Annotated in this window: 14 protein-coding genes; 11 read left to right on the top strand and 3 right to left on the bottom strand. The window is 58.5% G+C overall.

Going from position 1 to position 14,354, the window contains the following annotated elements; translation table 11 throughout:
- The first annotated feature begins 157 nt into the window (after positions 1 to 157).
- The 4 genes from RHM56_RS00860 to RHM56_RS00845 all read left to right on the top strand — a co-directional run bounded on the left by RHM56_RS00860 (position 158) and on the right by RHM56_RS00845 (position 3,685).
- A complete protein-coding gene (locus RHM56_RS00860; protein ID WP_322237612.1) occupies positions 158 to 955 on the top strand; it encodes a hydroxymethylpyrimidine/phosphomethylpyrimidine kinase in 798 nt (265 codons plus the stop codon).
- 17 nt (positions 956 to 972) lie between these two features.
- Positions 973 to 1,596, top strand: coding sequence for a thiamine phosphate synthase (gene thiE, locus RHM56_RS00855; protein WP_322237609.1), 624 nt, complete (start codon positions 973 to 975; stop codon positions 1,594 to 1,596).
- A gap of 31 nt (positions 1,597 to 1,627) precedes the next feature.
- Positions 1,628 to 2,911 (top strand): glutamate-1-semialdehyde 2,1-aminomutase, encoded by a 1,284-nt coding sequence (gene hemL, locus RHM56_RS00850; RefSeq protein WP_322237606.1) that lies wholly within the window; start codon positions 1,628 to 1,630, stop codon positions 2,909 to 2,911.
- 225 nt (positions 2,912 to 3,136) lie between these two features.
- Positions 3,137 to 3,685 carry a tetratricopeptide repeat protein gene (locus RHM56_RS00845; RefSeq protein ID WP_322237603.1) on the top strand — a complete coding sequence of 183 codons (549 nt, stop codon included), beginning with the start codon at positions 3,137 to 3,139 and terminating at the stop codon, positions 3,683 to 3,685.
- 70 nt (positions 3,686 to 3,755) lie between these two features.
- On the opposite strand, the gene RHM56_RS00840 is transcribed toward RHM56_RS00845, so the two are convergent.
- Complete coding sequence (locus RHM56_RS00840) at positions 3,756 to 4,082, bottom strand: DUF1820 family protein (protein WP_019411970.1); 327 nt, start codon at positions 4,080 to 4,082, stop codon at positions 3,756 to 3,758.
- Positions 4,083 to 4,213: 131 nt separating this feature from the next.
- Between RHM56_RS00840 and miaB the strand changes: the two genes are divergently transcribed.
- The 5 genes from miaB (at position 4,214) to lnt (ending at position 9,585) form a co-directional block, all read left to right on the top strand.
- Complete coding sequence (miaB, locus tag RHM56_RS00835) at positions 4,214 to 5,542, top strand: tRNA (N6-isopentenyl adenosine(37)-C2)-methylthiotransferase MiaB (protein ID WP_322237601.1); 1,329 nt, start codon at positions 4,214 to 4,216, stop codon at positions 5,540 to 5,542.
- A gap of 145 nt (positions 5,543 to 5,687) precedes the next feature.
- The gene (locus RHM56_RS00830; RefSeq protein ID WP_322237598.1) at positions 5,688 to 6,707 is read left to right on the top strand and encodes a PhoH family protein; all 1,020 of its coding nucleotides are present in this window, start codon (positions 5,688 to 5,690) and stop codon (positions 6,705 to 6,707) included.
- Entirely contained in the window at positions 6,700 to 7,161 is a 462-nt protein-coding gene (gene ybeY, locus RHM56_RS00825; RefSeq protein WP_322237596.1) for an rRNA maturation RNase YbeY, read from the top strand. Before RHM56_RS00830 ends, ybeY begins: the two co-directional genes overlap by 8 nt.
- Positions 7,162 to 7,200: 39 nt before the next feature.
- Positions 7,201 to 8,040, top strand: a complete 840-nt coding sequence (locus RHM56_RS00820; protein WP_019411974.1) for an HlyC/CorC family transporter — start codon at positions 7,201 to 7,203, stop codon at positions 8,038 to 8,040.
- A 21-nt stretch (positions 8,041 to 8,061) separates the two neighbouring features.
- Complete coding sequence (gene lnt / locus RHM56_RS00815; RefSeq protein WP_322237592.1) at positions 8,062 to 9,585, top strand: apolipoprotein N-acyltransferase; 1,524 nt, start codon at positions 8,062 to 8,064, stop codon at positions 9,583 to 9,585.
- 39 nt (positions 9,586 to 9,624) lie between these two features.
- Here the strand turns inward: lnt and RHM56_RS00810 are convergent, their stop codons facing one another.
- The gene (locus RHM56_RS00810; protein ID WP_322237590.1) at positions 9,625 to 10,386 is read right to left on the bottom strand and encodes a YdcF family protein; all 762 of its coding nucleotides are present in this window, start codon (positions 10,384 to 10,386) and stop codon (positions 9,625 to 9,627) included.
- A gap of 146 nt (positions 10,387 to 10,532) precedes the next feature.
- Positions 10,533 to 10,820 carry a hypothetical protein gene (locus RHM56_RS00805; protein ID WP_322237588.1) on the bottom strand — a complete coding sequence of 96 codons (288 nt, stop codon included), beginning with the start codon at positions 10,818 to 10,820 and terminating at the stop codon, positions 10,533 to 10,535.
- A 232-nt stretch (positions 10,821 to 11,052) separates the two neighbouring features.
- Between RHM56_RS00805 and leuS the strand changes: the two genes are divergently transcribed.
- Both leuS and lptE read left to right on the top strand, forming a co-directional pair.
- The gene (gene leuS / locus RHM56_RS00800; RefSeq protein WP_322237586.1) at positions 11,053 to 13,659 is read left to right on the top strand and encodes a leucine--tRNA ligase; all 2,607 of its coding nucleotides are present in this window, start codon (positions 11,053 to 11,055) and stop codon (positions 13,657 to 13,659) included.
- Positions 13,660 to 13,748: 89 nt separating this feature from the next.
- A complete protein-coding gene (gene lptE / locus RHM56_RS00795; protein WP_322237584.1) occupies positions 13,749 to 14,354 on the top strand; it encodes an LPS assembly lipoprotein LptE in 606 nt (201 codons plus the stop codon).

Below are 14,354 nucleotides of genomic sequence, written 5' to 3'. Positions count from 1 at the left end.
AAACAATCAAAGAAAAGGCTCTAGAACGGGCATTTCAGAGCATTCCTGTCGGATAATCCTCTATCGCTTGCAGGACAATTAAAGACTTATCAGCGACATATCATTCAACGCGGAGCAAGCCGCCGCAAAAAAGCGTTTGGTGGTAAGCTCGCGCACCATGAATATCTACAGTTCTCGCCCCGTTGTCCTCTGTCTCTCCGGCCATGACCCCAGTGGGGGTGCCGGCTTGCAGGCAGATATCGAAGCCCTGCTGGCTCAAGGCTGCCACGCCGCTCCTGTGGTAACAGCCCTGACTGTGCAGAACACCGTGAATGTCAGCGATTTCCGCGTGCTGGATCGAGAGTGGGTGCTGGCGCAAGCCAATGCCGTGCTCAGCGACTCCACGATTGCGGCCGTCAAGCTGGGCATGCTCGGCTCACTGGAAATGGTCGACACCGTGGTCGAGCTGCTTCAAGCCCACCCGCATCTGCCGATGGTCTGCGACCCGGTGTTGCGCGCAGGCGGTGGCGGGCGACTGGGCAAAGACGAAGTGGGCTACGCCATGCGCGAACGCTTGCTGCCGCTGGCAGTCATTGCCACCCCTAACCTGCCTGAAGCCCGCATTCTGGCCGAACTGCCCGAAGGCAGCGCCGATGAATGCGCCGAAAAACTCCTGCCGTTCTGTAAACACTTGCTCATCACCGGCGGACACGGCGATGAACACGAAGTCCATAACCGCTTGTACAGCCGCGACGGTAGCCGTCATACCTTCACCTGTTACCGCCTGCCGGGTAGCTATCACGGCTCGGGCTGCACCTTGGCCAGTACGTTGGCTGGGCGTTTGGCCATTGGCGAAAATCTGGTCAGCGCGGTAGAGACCGCACTCAATTACACGTGGCGCACCCTGCGTGATGCCGAGCAACTGGGCCAGGGCCAATTTGTGCCTCGCCGTTTGCCGCTGGACTTCTGTTCGTAACGAATGAGGCTCGACCGATGAAGCTGCGTGGTCTTTACGCAATCACTGATAGCCAGCTGCTAGCCGGCAAATTTTTAGGGTATGTCGAGGCAGCGCTGGATGGCGGCCTGACCCTGTTGCAGTACCGCGACAAGAGCGGCGACGAAGCCCGCCGCCTGCGCGAAGCCGAAACGTTGAAGGAGTTATGCGATCGTTATAAAGCTCACTTGATCATCAACGATGACGCTGAGCTGGCTGCACGTCTGGGCGTGGGCGTTCACCTGGGCCAAACCGACGGCCCGCTGACACCTGCGCGGGCATTGCTGGGGGCAAAGGCGATCATTGGTTCAACCTGCCACGACCAGATCGACCTGGCCGAGCAAGCCGCCAAAGAAGGTGCAACGTATGTCGCCTTTGGCCGTTTCTTCACCTCCAACACCAAGCCCGGTGCAGCCCCGGCAGCTCTGGATGTCATTGATCAGGCGCGCACCCGGCTTCATCTGCCGATTTGTGTGATTGGCGGCATTACCCTGGACAACGCGGCGCCGCTGGTCGAGCGCGGGGCTGATTTGCTGGCGGTGGTGCACGGCCTGTTTGGCGCTGACAACGCTCAGGAAGTGACCCGACGCGCCCGCGCGTTCAACGCCCTGCTGTCTATTTAAATACCGAATACTGATTCAGAGAGAGCCCATCATGTCTCGTTCCGAAACCCTGTTTGCCAACGCCCAAAAACACATCCCCGGCGGCGTGAACTCGCCAGTTCGTGCTTTCAAGAGCGTGGGCGGCACGCCGCTGTTTTTCAAACATGCCGAAGGCGCCTATGTCACCGACGAAGACGACAAGCGTTATGTCGACTACGTCGGCTCCTGGGGCCCGATGATTCTGGGCCACAGCCACCCGGACGTGTTGGACGCCGTGCGTGCGCAGTTGGAACACGGTTTGTCGTATGGCGCACCGACCGCCATGGAGACCGAAATGGCTGACCTGGTGTGCTCGATTGTGCCGTCGATGGAAATGGTGCGCATGGTCAGCTCCGGCACCGAAGCCACCATGAGTGCCATCCGTCTGGCGCGCGGCTTCACTGGCCGCGACAACATTCTCAAGTTCGAAGGCTGCTACCACGGCCACTCTGACAGCTTGCTGGTCAAGGCCGGTTCCGGCGCACTGACTCAGGGCGTTCCAAGCTCGGGCGGCGTGCCTGCCGATTTCGCCAAACACACCCTGACCACCACGTTCAACGACCTCGAGGCGGTTGAAAAACTGCTGGACGACGTGGGCAGCACCGTGGCGTGCATCATCGTCGAACCGGTCGCTGGCAACATGAACTGCGTTCCGCCTGCTCCGGGCTTCCTGGAAGGCCTGCGCAGCCAGTGTGACAAATACGGCATCGTGCTGATTTTTGACGAAGTGATGACCGGTTTCCGCGTGGCACTGGGCGGCGCCCAAGCCCACTACGGCGTCACCCCGGACCTGAGCACGTTCGGCAAAATCATCGGTGGCGGCATGCCGGTGGGCTGCTTTGGCGGCAAACGAGAAATCATGCAGCACATCGCCCCGCTGGGCCCTGTGTATCAGGCGGGCACGCTGTCCGGCAACCCGCTGGCGATGGCCGCAGGCCTGACCACCTTGCGCCTCATCAGCCGTCCGGGCTTCCATGCCGAGCTGACCGACTACACAACGCGCCTGCTCGATGGCCTGCAACAGCGTGCGGACGCCGCCGGAATCCCGTTTGTGACCACTCAGGCGGGCGGCATGTTTGGCCTGTACTTCAGCGGCGCCGATGACATCGTGACGTTCGACGACGTGATGGCCAGCGATGCCGACCTGTTCAAGCGCTTCTTCCACCTGATGCTGGAAGGCGGCGTGTACCTGGCACCGAGTGCTTTTGAAGCCGGTTTCACGTCAATTGCCCATGGCGAAGCTGAGTTGCAACTGACCCTGGATGCTGCCGAGCGTGCTTTCGCTGCGCTGAAGTAATCCTCAGAGCCGATAAGGGGTTAGCCCCTTGTCGGCTTTTTTATGTCCGTTATGCGGTAATTTTTGACGCCGCCCGTCCAGAATCGTCTTAAATCAATCGATATGGCGGTCACGCAGCAGAAAAACGAGTAAAGACTTTGTAAGGTTGCCTCCGCTTATTTCATAATGCGCGCCTACTCATCCCTTGGTCGGGTATGCCCGCCTATCAGAGGTACGTCGATTCCCATGAACCGCACCGGCCGCGCCCTTGCACTGGGCTGCCTGTTGCTCCTACAACCGCTGCTTGCCCAGGCAGGCGGTAACTCGTTGTTGATCCCAGCGATGGGTCGCTGCACCCTCAATACTCAGCCAGAAGACCTTCAGGAGGCACTCGCTGCGTGCATTGAAGCGGCTAAAGCCGGGGATGCAGAAGCCGAATACGAGTTAGGCGAGTTCTATTACGACGGTAAAAATGCCCCACAAGACCTCAATAAAGCCCTGAGCTACTTTGAGCAGGCGTCGCTGCAAGGCCACGCGATGGCCCAATTCCAGCTCGGCACCATGTTCTTCAAGGGCGAAGGTGTGCCGGCCAACAACATTCAGGCGTACATCGTGCTGAAAATGGCCGCAGTCAACGGCGCCGAAGACGCGCTCGACACCGCCGATCTGGTGGCCGAACAAATGCCTCGCGACCAGCTCGAAACAGCGACCCAGATATTGGGGCAGATCTTCCGCAAATACCTGCTCGAATTGCAGTCAGCTGATGGCCGTTCGCCGTTTTCGCCACTGCCTTGAGCCCCCTCCTGTCGCCCTTTACCCAGACAACTGAAAACCACTGCGCCTGGGCATAAATGCATTCGGGGAGTTACTTCTCCGGCATAGGAAACGGAAACGGCATCACGTTGCTCACGCCACGCGCTTCGCTGATTTTCGGGGTACCCAGACGCTCGACCTCGTCGATACGCACAATCGAGTGCATCGGCACAAAGCTGCGCACCACACCTTCAAATTGAGCCTTGAGCTTTTCTTCGCTCGGATCGACGACCATTTGCGTGCGCTCACCGAAGACGAACTCCTCGACTTCCAGGAAACCCCACAGATCACTTTGATAGATCTGCTTGGCGTACATTTCGAACACCTGGCCCTGATTGAGGAAAATCACCTTGTAGATTGGAGCTTCACGTTTGGTCATGGTGGGCGGGTGACATCTGAGGATATAAAAGAGGGCGCAAACTATAGCATAGCCACTGGACGCTAAGCGCTAGGAACCAACGGCTATGCCCCCTATAATGCGCGGTTCTTTGAACCACTTGATGAACACCCATGGCCAAGAAGCTTTACATCGAAACCCACGGTTGCCAGATGAATGAGTACGACAGCTCGCGCATGGTCGATCTGCTGGGTGAACATCAGGCCCTGGAAGTCACAGCGCGCGCCGAAGACGCTGATGTCATCCTGCTTAATACCTGCTCGATCCGTGAACGCGCCCAAGACCGCGTGTACTCGCAACTGGGCCGCTGGCGTGAACTGAAACTGGCCAACCCCGAGATGGTGATTGCCGTCGGTGGCTGCGTGGCCAGCCAGGAAGGCGCCGCGATCCGCGACCGCGCCCCTTATGTTGACGTGGTATTCGGCCCGCAAACTTTGCACCGCCTGCCCGAAATGATCGACGCCGCACGCATCACCAAGCTGCCACAGGTGGATGTGTCGTTCCCCGAAATCGAAAAATTTGATCACTTGCCCGAGCCGCGTATCGACGGCCCAAGCGCCTACGTGTCGGTGATGGAAGGTTGCAGCAAGTACTGCACGTTCTGCGTGGTGCCGTACACCCGCGGCGAAGAAGTCAGCCGCCCGTTCGACGACGTGTTGGCCGAAGTGATTCACCTGGCTGAAAACGGCGTGCGCGAAGTGACGTTGCTGGGGCAGAACGTTAACGGCTACCGAGGTTTGACCGAAGGCGGTCGCCTGGCGGATCTCGCCGAGTTGATTCGCGTGGTCGCGGCTATCGACGGGATCGAGCGCATTCGCTACACCACCTCGCACCCGCTGGAGTTCTCCGACAGCCTGATCCAGGCGCACGCCGAAGTGCCTGAACTGGTGAAACACCTGCACCTGCCCGTGCAATCGGGTTCGGACCGCATCCTGTCGGCGATGAAGCGCAACCACACCGCCTTGGAATACAAGTCCAAGCTGCGCAAATTGCGCGCGGCGGTGCCGGGCATCTGCATCAGTTCGGACTTTATCGTTGGCTTCCCCGGTGAAACCGAGAAAGACTTCGAACAAACCATGAAGCTGATCGAAGACGTCGGTTTCGACTTCTCGTACTCCTTTGTCTACAGCCAGCGGCCCGGCACACCGGCTGCTGACCTGGCTGACGACACGCCGGAAGAGCGTAAAAAAGAGCGCCTGAACGCGCTGCAGCATCGCCTCAACCAGCAGGGTTTCGAGATCAGCCGACAAATGGTGGGCTCCACTCAGCGGATTCTGGTCACCGACTACTCGAAAAAAGACCCTGGCGAGTTGCAAGGCCGCACCGAAAACAACCGAATTGTAAACTTCCGCTGCGACAATCCGCAGTTGATCGGACAATTTGCCGATGTACACATCGACGCCGCCCAGCCGCACTCGTTGCGCGGGTCATTGCTGAACTGATACACGCCCCTGTGGGAGCTGGCTTGCCAGCTCCCACAAAAGGTATGCAGCCGCCAATAATCATTTTCCTCGGCCCTTTCACCTGCGGCCTGCTAGCGTTATCCTTCAATTCATCTCAATTGCCTTAGGGCGGCTAAAAACGACCTTGAACGCACCCATCGAACCACATCGTTTTCTCCTCGAGCCTTTTGAGGCCCGCCGCTTCGCCAATATGTGCGGACAATTCGACGAGCATTTGCGCCTGATCGAACAACGTCTCACGATCGAAATCCGCAATCGCGGTAATCAATTCGAGCTGATCGGCGACCCAAAACTCACGTCTTCCGCAGAAAACCTGCTGCGTCGCCTGTACCGCGAAACCAAAGCCACTGAGCTTTCGCCGGATCTGGTGCATCTGTTCCTGCAGGAATCTGACATGCAAGACCTCGCCAGCAACCCCGTGGCCGAAGCCAGCGTTTCACTGCGCACCAAAAAGGGCATGATTCGCCCTCGCGGTATCAATCAGCAGCGCTACGTGAAGGAAATCCTGGGCAACGACATCAACTTCGGCATTGGCCCAGCCGGTACGGGTAAAACCTACCTGGCCGTGGCCTGCGCAGTTGACGCCCTGGAGCGCGAGCAAATTCGGCGCATCTTGTTGGTGCGCCCAGCCGTTGAAGCCGGTGAAAAGCTCGGTTTCCTGCCGGGTGACCTGTCGCAGAAGATCGACCCGTACTTGCGCCCGCTGTATGACGCGCTGTACGAGATGCTGGGTTTTGAATACGTGGCCAAGCTGATCGAGCGCCAGGTCATTGAAGTGGCACCGCTGGCCTACATGCGCGGCCGCACGCTGAACAACAGCTTCATCATTCTCGACGAAAGCCAGAACACCACCGTTGAGCAAATGAAGATGTTCCTGACCCGTATCGGTTTCGGCTCCACCGCCGTGATCACCGGTGACATCACTCAGATCGACCTGCCAAAAGGCACCAAGTCGGGTCTGAATCACGTCATTGAAGTGCTCAAGGACGTGCCGGGCATCAGCTTTACTCACTTCCAGTCCAAGGACGTGGTGCGCCACCCATTGGTGCAACGCATCGTTGAAGCCTACGGGCGCTACGAACAGGAAGCCGCAGACAAACTGGCTGCCCTGCCCGCCGCCAAGGACTACCGCCACGATGCTTGAGCTTGACCTGCAACTGGCGACCGATGCCGCAGCCCCCAGTGAAGCCCAGTTCCGCCAATGGTGCGAACTGGCGCTGCGCCAGCGCACCGCTGACTCGGAAATGACCATTCGTCTGGTCGACGAGGCCGAAGGCCGTGAGCTTAATCACACCTGGCGCCAAAAAGACTACGCAACCAACGTGCTGTCCTTCCCGGCTGACGTGCCCGACGAATTCCTCGACATCCCGTTACTCGGCGATCTGGTGATTTGTGTGGCCGTGGTCGAACGCGAAGCCGCTGAACAAGGCAAGGCACTTGAAGCTCACTGGGCTCACTTAGTGATGCACGGCTGCTTGCATCTTCTGGGTTACGACCATATAGAAGACGACGAAGCAGAAGAAATGGAAGCGCTGGAACGAACGTTGCTTGCAGAACTGGGTCATCCGGATCCATATGCAGACGACGAAACTGATTAACCACCCACTGAAACAACCCAGGGATACGAGTAAATCGCTATGAGCGAAGACCGATCGAGCAACGGGCAAAAGTCATGGTTAGGTAAGCTGACCCAGGCCTTTGCCCATGAGCCGAAAAACCGCCAGGAGCTGCTTGAGCTGCTGCGCGAAGCACATCAGAACAAACTGTTGGACAGCGAAGCGCTGGCCATCGTCGAAGGCGCCATTCAAGTGGCTGACCTGCAAGTACGGGACATCATGGTTCCGCGCTCGCAGATGATCAGCATCAAGGCGACCCAGACACCTCGCGAATTTCTCCCGGCGATCATTGACGCGGCGCACTCGCGCTATCCGGTGATCGGCGAAAGCCACGATGACGTCCTCGGCGTCCTGCTGGCCAAAGACCTGCTGCCGCTGATCCTTCAAGAGAACGGCGACAAGTACAACATTAAGGATTTGCTGCGTCCGGCGACATTTGTCCCTGAGTCCAAGCGCCTTAACGTGTTGCTGCGCGAATTCCGTGCTAACCACAACCACATGGCCATCGTCATTGACGAATACGGCGGTGTGGCCGGTCTGGTCACGATTGAAGACGTTCTGGAGCAGATCGTCGGCGACATCGAAGACGAGCACGATGTCGAAGAAGACAGCTACATCAAGCCGCTGCCAAGCGGCGACTTCCTGATCAAGGCCCTGACGCCCATCGAGAACTTCAACGAGTTCTTTGACAGCGACTTCTCCGACGACGAGTTCGACACCGTTGGCGGCCTGGTCATGAGCGCGTTCGGACACTTGCCAAAACGCAATGAAATCACTGAAATCGGCCCTTATCGGTTCCGCATTCTGAATGCTGACAGCCGTCGAATTCACTTGATTCGCTTAACGCCTATTGCCCGCTAAACCTTCACGCTAAGGATTGAAATGCGCTGGATAACCTCCCCCGGCTGGCCCGGTAACTTGCTGGCCGTGGTAGCCGGCGCACTGACAACCCTGGCGCTGGCTCCTTTCGATATTTGGCCTTTGGCACTGGTAGCCTTGGCCATTTTTTATCTTGGCTTGCGCGACCTCTCGCCTAAACAGGCGCTGGGACGTGGTTGGTGCTACGGCTTCGGCCTGTTTGGCGCGGGCACCAGCTGGATCTACTACAGCATTCACCACTTCGGTGGCGCCTCGGTAATGCTGGCCGGTTTACTGATGCTGGCGTTCACCGCCGCCATCGCCTGGTTCTTCGCCCTGCCCGCCTGGCTGTGGGCGCGCTGGATTCGTCGCAACGAAGCCCCGCTGGCCGACGCCCTGGCGTTTGCTGCGCTGTGGGTGATTCAAGAAGCGTTTCGCGGCTGGTTCCTGACCGGTTTCCCGTGGCTTTACTCGGGTTACAGCCAGCTTGACGGCCCACTGGCCGGGCTCGCGCCACTGGGTGGCATGTGGCTGATCTCGTTCATTCTGGCCCTGACCGCCGCCCTGCTGTGCAACTTGCCACGCCTGATCAAGATCAAGCGCAAAGCCTTTATTGGCGCAGCCGTCGTGCTGCTGATCGGCCCTTGGTGCATCGGCATTGCACTCAAGCATCACGCCTGGACCAGCCCGTCGGGCAATCCGCTGAGTGTGGCCGCCATTCAGGGCAACGTTGAACAGAGCATGAAATGGGACCCGGCGCAGCTCAACGCGCAGCTGGCGCTGTACCGCGACATGACCCTCAGCTCTAAACGTGCCGACCTGATCGTGTGGCCAGAAACCGCTATCCCGGTACTCAAAGAAAACGCCGAAGGGTATTTGACGATGATGGGGCGGTTTGCCGCCGAGCGAAATTCCGCACTGATTACCGGCGTACCGATCCGTCAGGAAGTGCGCCACGAATCGCGTTACTTCAACGGCATCACAGCGGTCGGTGAAGGCGATGGCATTTACCTGAAACAAAAACTGGTGCCATTTGGTGAGTACGTACCGTTGCAGGACGTGTTGCGCGGCGTGATCGCGTTCTTTGACCTGCCAATGTCCGACTTTGCTCGCGGCCCGGCGGATCAACCCATGCTGCAAGCCAAGGGTTATCAGATCGCCCCGCTGATTTGCTACGAAGTGGTATACCCGGACTTTGTCGCAGGCCTGGCCGCCCAGAGCGATATTTTGCTGACCATCAGCAACGACACCTGGTTCGGCACCTCGATTGGTCCGCTGCAACATTTGCAGATGGCACAAATGCGCGCCCTTGAAGCAGGCCGCTGGATGATCCGGGCGACCAACAACGGCGTCACTGCGCTGGTTAACCCATACGGTCAAATCACCGCCCAGATCCCGCAATTCGAGCGCGGCATCCTGTATGGCGAAGTCGTACCGATGCACAACCTGACACCGTATCTGCAATGGCGCTCATGGCCGCTGGCGATTCTGTGCGTACTGCTGATCGGCTGGGCGCTGATCACCAGCCGGATTGCCAAGACGGTTTAGGCCCGAACAAAACGGGAGCCCGCGGGAGCGGGCTTTCTGTCAGCGATAAAACAACGGGTAGGCAATCTGCCCGACGGCTTCGTTGAGCAATAACCCGGACTGCCAGATCGACTTGTACTCTGGCAGCCAGCCTCCAAACGGCCTTGCGTTGCCGGCACTTAAAAAGCCGACTGGCGCAGGCACCACTTCAAATCCGGCCTTTTCAAAACACCACACCGAACGCGGCATGTGCCATGCCTGCGTCACCACCACGACGCGCTTGATACCCTGCGGCAACAGAATGTCGGCGCTCATTTGAGCGTTTTCCCATGTGGTGCGGCTTTGTTCTTCTTTCCAGCGCACCTCGACACCCGAATCATCGCGCAACGAATCAGCCATTATCTGCGCCTCACTCGGCGGCGTGCCGTAGTGCAAGCCGCCCGTGGTCAGCACCGGCAAGCCCGAGGCCTTGGCCAGTCGTGCTGCATACCGCTGGCGCTCGAGCCCGATCATGGTCGGCTGATCACTGCCCCAGGCCGGGTCACTACGCTCGCGCCCTGAGCCCAGCAGCACAATCGCATCCGCACGTTCAGCCAGTGTCGACCATTCACTCGGGGCTAACGCAGGTTCACGCTCAACGGCACGCGCGCCCCACTCCACAACAATGGGCAAGCTCATTAACCATAAACCGCCAAGCCCCAAGGCAAACAGCACACCCGCCAGACGCGGACGCGAGCGCCGAAACCACCAGGCCAGCAGCAGGAGCAAAAGAAGAATGCCCGGAGGCAATAGAAATTGTTTAACGAAATATCGAATAGGCATCGAGCATCTCCAAAGATGCCCGAAGCCTAAGGGGGTTGAGGGGAGGCATCAACAGGGCCAGTCAACATTTGAACTCAAGCCCTGATACATCAACCTTGGATACACACTGCTTTCATCGTGGGCCCGGCTTGAATCGCCGCACAACCCTACGTTCCCTGCACCCTGTCTTTGAGCCAGATGACCTTGGCCTTGCGAGGGGCATTTTGCACATTCAGGCTGCCTTGCGAGCGTTCATCAGCCTCACGCCCGATCCGGTTCAAATAGACGTTGATCAACTCTAACTCGGCACGACTCAAACCACGCAATTCCAACTCGACAGGGCGCTCATCTCGTAATCGCACTGCCGTCTTTGCTGAATCAAGAGCCACACTCAAACGATCAATCAGCCGCTCGTACACCTCCGATTTTATTTCTTTGCGTTGCGACTCAGCCATCCGTACACCTCATTAAGGAAGTTTCTCCCCCCATGGACAGCTTAGCTGCGCGTGTAAAACCAGCGCGTTGCCGCGACCAACGGAATGATGAGGCAATCAGGGTTTCCCTCGATAGAGCGGGGTCATGTATGCTACGGGACTTCCTGTAACCCCTGCTCCAACCTGACCGGGCAACACAAACGCCTGTGTAAGTTGAAGAGGATTAGGCCACCCTTTATTAGTACAAGTAGCCATGCACGAACACTATCAGCCCCGTGAAATAGAAGCCGCCGCCCAATCATTCTGGGACAACCAAAAGTCCTTCGAAGTCAGCGAAGATCTAGGCAAAGAAACCTTCTACTGCCTATCGATGTTCCCGTACCCAAGCGGCAAGCTACACATGGGCCACGTGCGCAACTACACCATCGGTGACGTGATTTCCCGTTACCAGCGCATGCTGGGCAAAAATGTTCTGCAACCCATGGGTTGGGACGCTTTCGGCATGCCGGCCGAAAACGCCGCGATGAAAAACAAAGTCGCCCCGGCCAAATGGACCTACGAAAACATCGCTTACATGAAAACCCAGCTGCGCAGCCTCGGCCTGGCGGTTGACTGGTCCCGCGAAATCACCACGTGCAAGCCTGATTACTACCGCTGGGAACAATGGCTGTTCACTCGCCTGTTCGAAAAAGGTGTGATCTATCGTAAAAACGGCACCGTGAACTGGGACCCGGTCGACCAGACCGTTCTGGCCAACGAGCAAGTGATCGACGGCCGCGGCTGGCGTTCGGGCGCGGTGATCGAAAAACGCGAAATCCCGATGTACTACTTCAAGATCACCGCTTACGCGGATGAGCTGCTTGAAAGCCTCGACGACATGCCCGGCTGGCCGGAGCAGGTCAAAACCATGCAACGCAACTGGATTGGCAAATCCCGTGGCATGGAAGTGCAATTCCCTTACAACGTCGAGTCCATCGGCGAAGCGGGCGCACTCAAAGTCTTCACCACCCGTCCAGACACCTTGATGGGCGCCACCTACGTGGCCGTCGCCGCCGAACACCCGCTGGCCACCCAGGCGGCGCAAGGCAACCCGCAGCTGCAAGCGTTTATCGCTGAATGCAAGGGCGGCAGTGTTGCTGAAGCCGACATGGCCACCCAAGAGAAAAAAGGCCTGCAAACCTCGCTGTTCGTTGAGCACCCGCTGACCGGCGAGAAACTCCCGGTTTGGGTCGCCAACTATGTGCTGATGCACTACGGCGATGGCGCTGTCATGGCGGTACCGGCGCACGATGAGCGTGATTTCGAATTCGCCACCAAGTACGACCTGCCCATCAAGGCAGTCGTGCGCACCAGCGCTGGCGACGAAACACCAGCCCCTTGGCAGGATGCTTATAACGAGCACGGCACCCTGATCAACTCCGGCGAATTCGACGGTCTGGACTTCCAGGCCGCATTCGACGCCATCGAAGCCGCCTTGACCGCCAAAGGCCTGGGCCAATCGCGCACCCAGTTCCGCCTGCGTGACTGGGGCATCAGCCGTCAACGCTACTGGGGCTGCCCGATTCCGATCGTGCACTGCGACACCTGCGGTGACGTGCCGGTCCCTGAAGACCAACTGCCAGTTGTGCTGCCAGAAGACGTCGTACCCGACGGCGCTGGTTCGCCATTAGCGCGCATGCCTGAGTTTTACGAGTGCAGCTGCCCTAAATGTGGCGCACCGGCCAAGCGCGAAACCGACACGATGGACACCTTTGTCGAATCGTCGTGGTATTACGCTCGCTACGCCTCGCCGCACTTCGAAGGCGGGCTGGTTGAGCGCAAGGCGGCCGACCACTGGCTGCCGGTCGACCAATACATCGGCGGCATCGAACACGCGATCCTGCACCTGCTTTACGCGCGTTTCTTCCACAAACTGATGCGTGACGAAGGCCTGGTCAGCTCCAACGAGCCGTTCAAGAACCTGCTGACTCAAGGCATGGTCATCGCCGAGACCTACTACCGTACGCTGGACAACGGCGGCAAGGACTTCTTCAACCCGGACGACGTCGAAATCGAACGTGACGCCAAGGCCAAGATCATCGGCGCCACGCTGAAGACTGACGGCCTGCCGGTAGAAATCGGCGGCACGCAAAAAATGTCCAAATCGCTGAACAACGGCGTGGACCCGCAATACATGATCGAACAGTACGGCGCAGACACCTGCCGCCTGTTCATGATGTTTGCCTCGCCGCCTGATGCAAGCCTGGAATGGTCGGACTCGGGTGTTGAAGGTTCGCACCGCTTCCTCAAGCGCGTATGGCGCCTGGCCCACGCTCACGTCGGCCAAGGCCTGCCGGGCGCGCTGGACATCGCCAGCCTGAACGACGAGCAGAAAGTCATTCGCCGGGCCATCCACCAGGCGATCAAGCAAGCCAGCCAGGACGTCGGCCTGCACCACAAATTCAACACCGCCGTCGCCCAGGTGATGACCGTAATGAACGTGCTCGAAAAAGCACCGCAAACCACCGAGCAGGATCGTGCCTTACTGCAAGAAGGCCTTGAGACTGTAGCGTTGATCCTGGCGCCGATCACTCCACATATCAGCCATGAGCTGTGGAATCAGTTGGGGCACGCCGGAGCAATCATCGACGCACCGTGGCCAACCCTGGACGAAAGTGCGCTGGTGCAAGACACCCTGCAACTGGTTATTCAGGTTAACGGCAAACTGCGCGGCCAGATCGACATGCCGGCAAGCGCCAGCCGTGAAGACGTTGAAGCGGCTGCCCGCGTCAACGAAAACGTGCTGCGTTTCACCGAAGGCCTGACGATCCGCAAAGTGATCGTGGTGCCTGGCAAACTGGTCAATATCGTCGCCAGCTAATTGGAACAGGCGCCCGTACTGCGTGCGGGTGCCCAACAAAACCTTTCGGGCCGCCACGTCGGCCCTCCTGGTTTCAAGGGGAGCAACACATGATCAAACGCAACTTGCTGGTGATGGGTCTCGCTGTTCTGTTGAGCGCCTGCGGCTTCCAGCTGCGCGGCACCGGCACCAATCAGCTGACCATCACCGAACTGGGTGTCAGTGCTCGCAATGCTTATGGCGACTCGGTTCGCGAACTGCGCCAGGCGCTGGAAAGCAGCGGCGTCAAAGTCACTGACAACGCGCCCTACAAACTGGTTTTGGCCAACGAACAAGAAAGCTCGCGCGCTGCCAGTTATACCGGCACCAACTCATCAGCTGAGTACGAGCTGACCAAAATCTGGAACTACGAGATCATCGGCGAAAACAACTTGCCTTTGCTCGATAGCAAGATTGAAGCGCATAAAGTCTACCTGCAGGACGGCAACAACCTGAGCGGTTCCACTCAGGAAGCGGCGATGACCCGTAAAGAAATGACTGGTGACCTGGTGCAGCAAATGCTGTTGCGTCTGTCGCAGCTGACACCGGCGCGTCTGGCCGAGCTGCAAACAGTCGCGGATGAGAAGGCACGTGCAGAAGCACAAGCCCTCGAAGCTGCACGCAAGGCTGAAGCCGAAACACCTCAGCAGTCGCCACTCGAACTGCCAAACCAGTAA

The sequence above is a fragment of the Pseudomonas sp. CCC3.1 genome (assembly GCF_034347405.1).
In the GTDB taxonomy this organism is placed as follows: Bacteria; Pseudomonadota; Gammaproteobacteria; order Pseudomonadales; family Pseudomonadaceae; genus Aquipseudomonas.
The sequence above is the reverse complement of the archived record's forward strand: the minus strand, read 5'-3'. Positions and strand labels throughout refer to the sequence as shown.

What these genes read in the sequence shown, in the direction of transcription:
- RHM56_RS00840 (WP_019411970.1), bottom strand. Translation starts at nt 4,082, where the DNA reads ATGACCAAACGTGAAGCTCCAATCTACAAGGTGATTTTCCTCAATCAG.
- leuS (WP_322237586.1), top strand. Translation starts at nt 11,053, where the DNA reads ATGCACGAACACTATCAGCCCCGTGAAATAGAAGCCGCCGCCCAATCA.
- RHM56_RS00810 (WP_322237590.1), bottom strand. Translation starts at nt 10,386, where the DNA reads ATGCCTATTCGATATTTCGTTAAACAATTTCTATTGCCTCCGGGCATT.
- thiE (WP_322237609.1), top strand. Translation starts at nt 973, where the DNA reads ATGAAGCTGCGTGGTCTTTACGCAATCACTGATAGCCAGCTGCTAGCC.
- ybeY (WP_322237596.1), top strand. Translation starts at nt 6,700, where the DNA reads ATGCTTGAGCTTGACCTGCAACTGGCGACCGATGCCGCAGCCCCCAGT.
- RHM56_RS00820 (WP_019411974.1), top strand. Translation starts at nt 7,201, where the DNA reads ATGAGCGAAGACCGATCGAGCAACGGGCAAAAGTCATGGTTAGGTAAG.
- lptE (WP_322237584.1), top strand. Translation starts at nt 13,749, where the DNA reads ATGATCAAACGCAACTTGCTGGTGATGGGTCTCGCTGTTCTGTTGAGC.
- hemL (WP_322237606.1), top strand. Translation starts at nt 1,628, where the DNA reads ATGTCTCGTTCCGAAACCCTGTTTGCCAACGCCCAAAAACACATCCCC.
- lnt (WP_322237592.1), top strand. Translation starts at nt 8,062, where the DNA reads ATGCGCTGGATAACCTCCCCCGGCTGGCCCGGTAACTTGCTGGCCGTG.
- RHM56_RS00845 (WP_322237603.1), top strand. Translation starts at nt 3,137, where the DNA reads ATGAACCGCACCGGCCGCGCCCTTGCACTGGGCTGCCTGTTGCTCCTA.
- RHM56_RS00860 (WP_322237612.1), top strand. Translation starts at nt 158, where the DNA reads ATGAATATCTACAGTTCTCGCCCCGTTGTCCTCTGTCTCTCCGGCCAT.
- RHM56_RS00805 (WP_322237588.1), bottom strand. Translation starts at nt 10,820, where the DNA reads ATGGCTGAGTCGCAACGCAAAGAAATAAAATCGGAGGTGTACGAGCGG.
- miaB (WP_322237601.1), top strand. Translation starts at nt 4,214, where the DNA reads ATGGCCAAGAAGCTTTACATCGAAACCCACGGTTGCCAGATGAATGAG.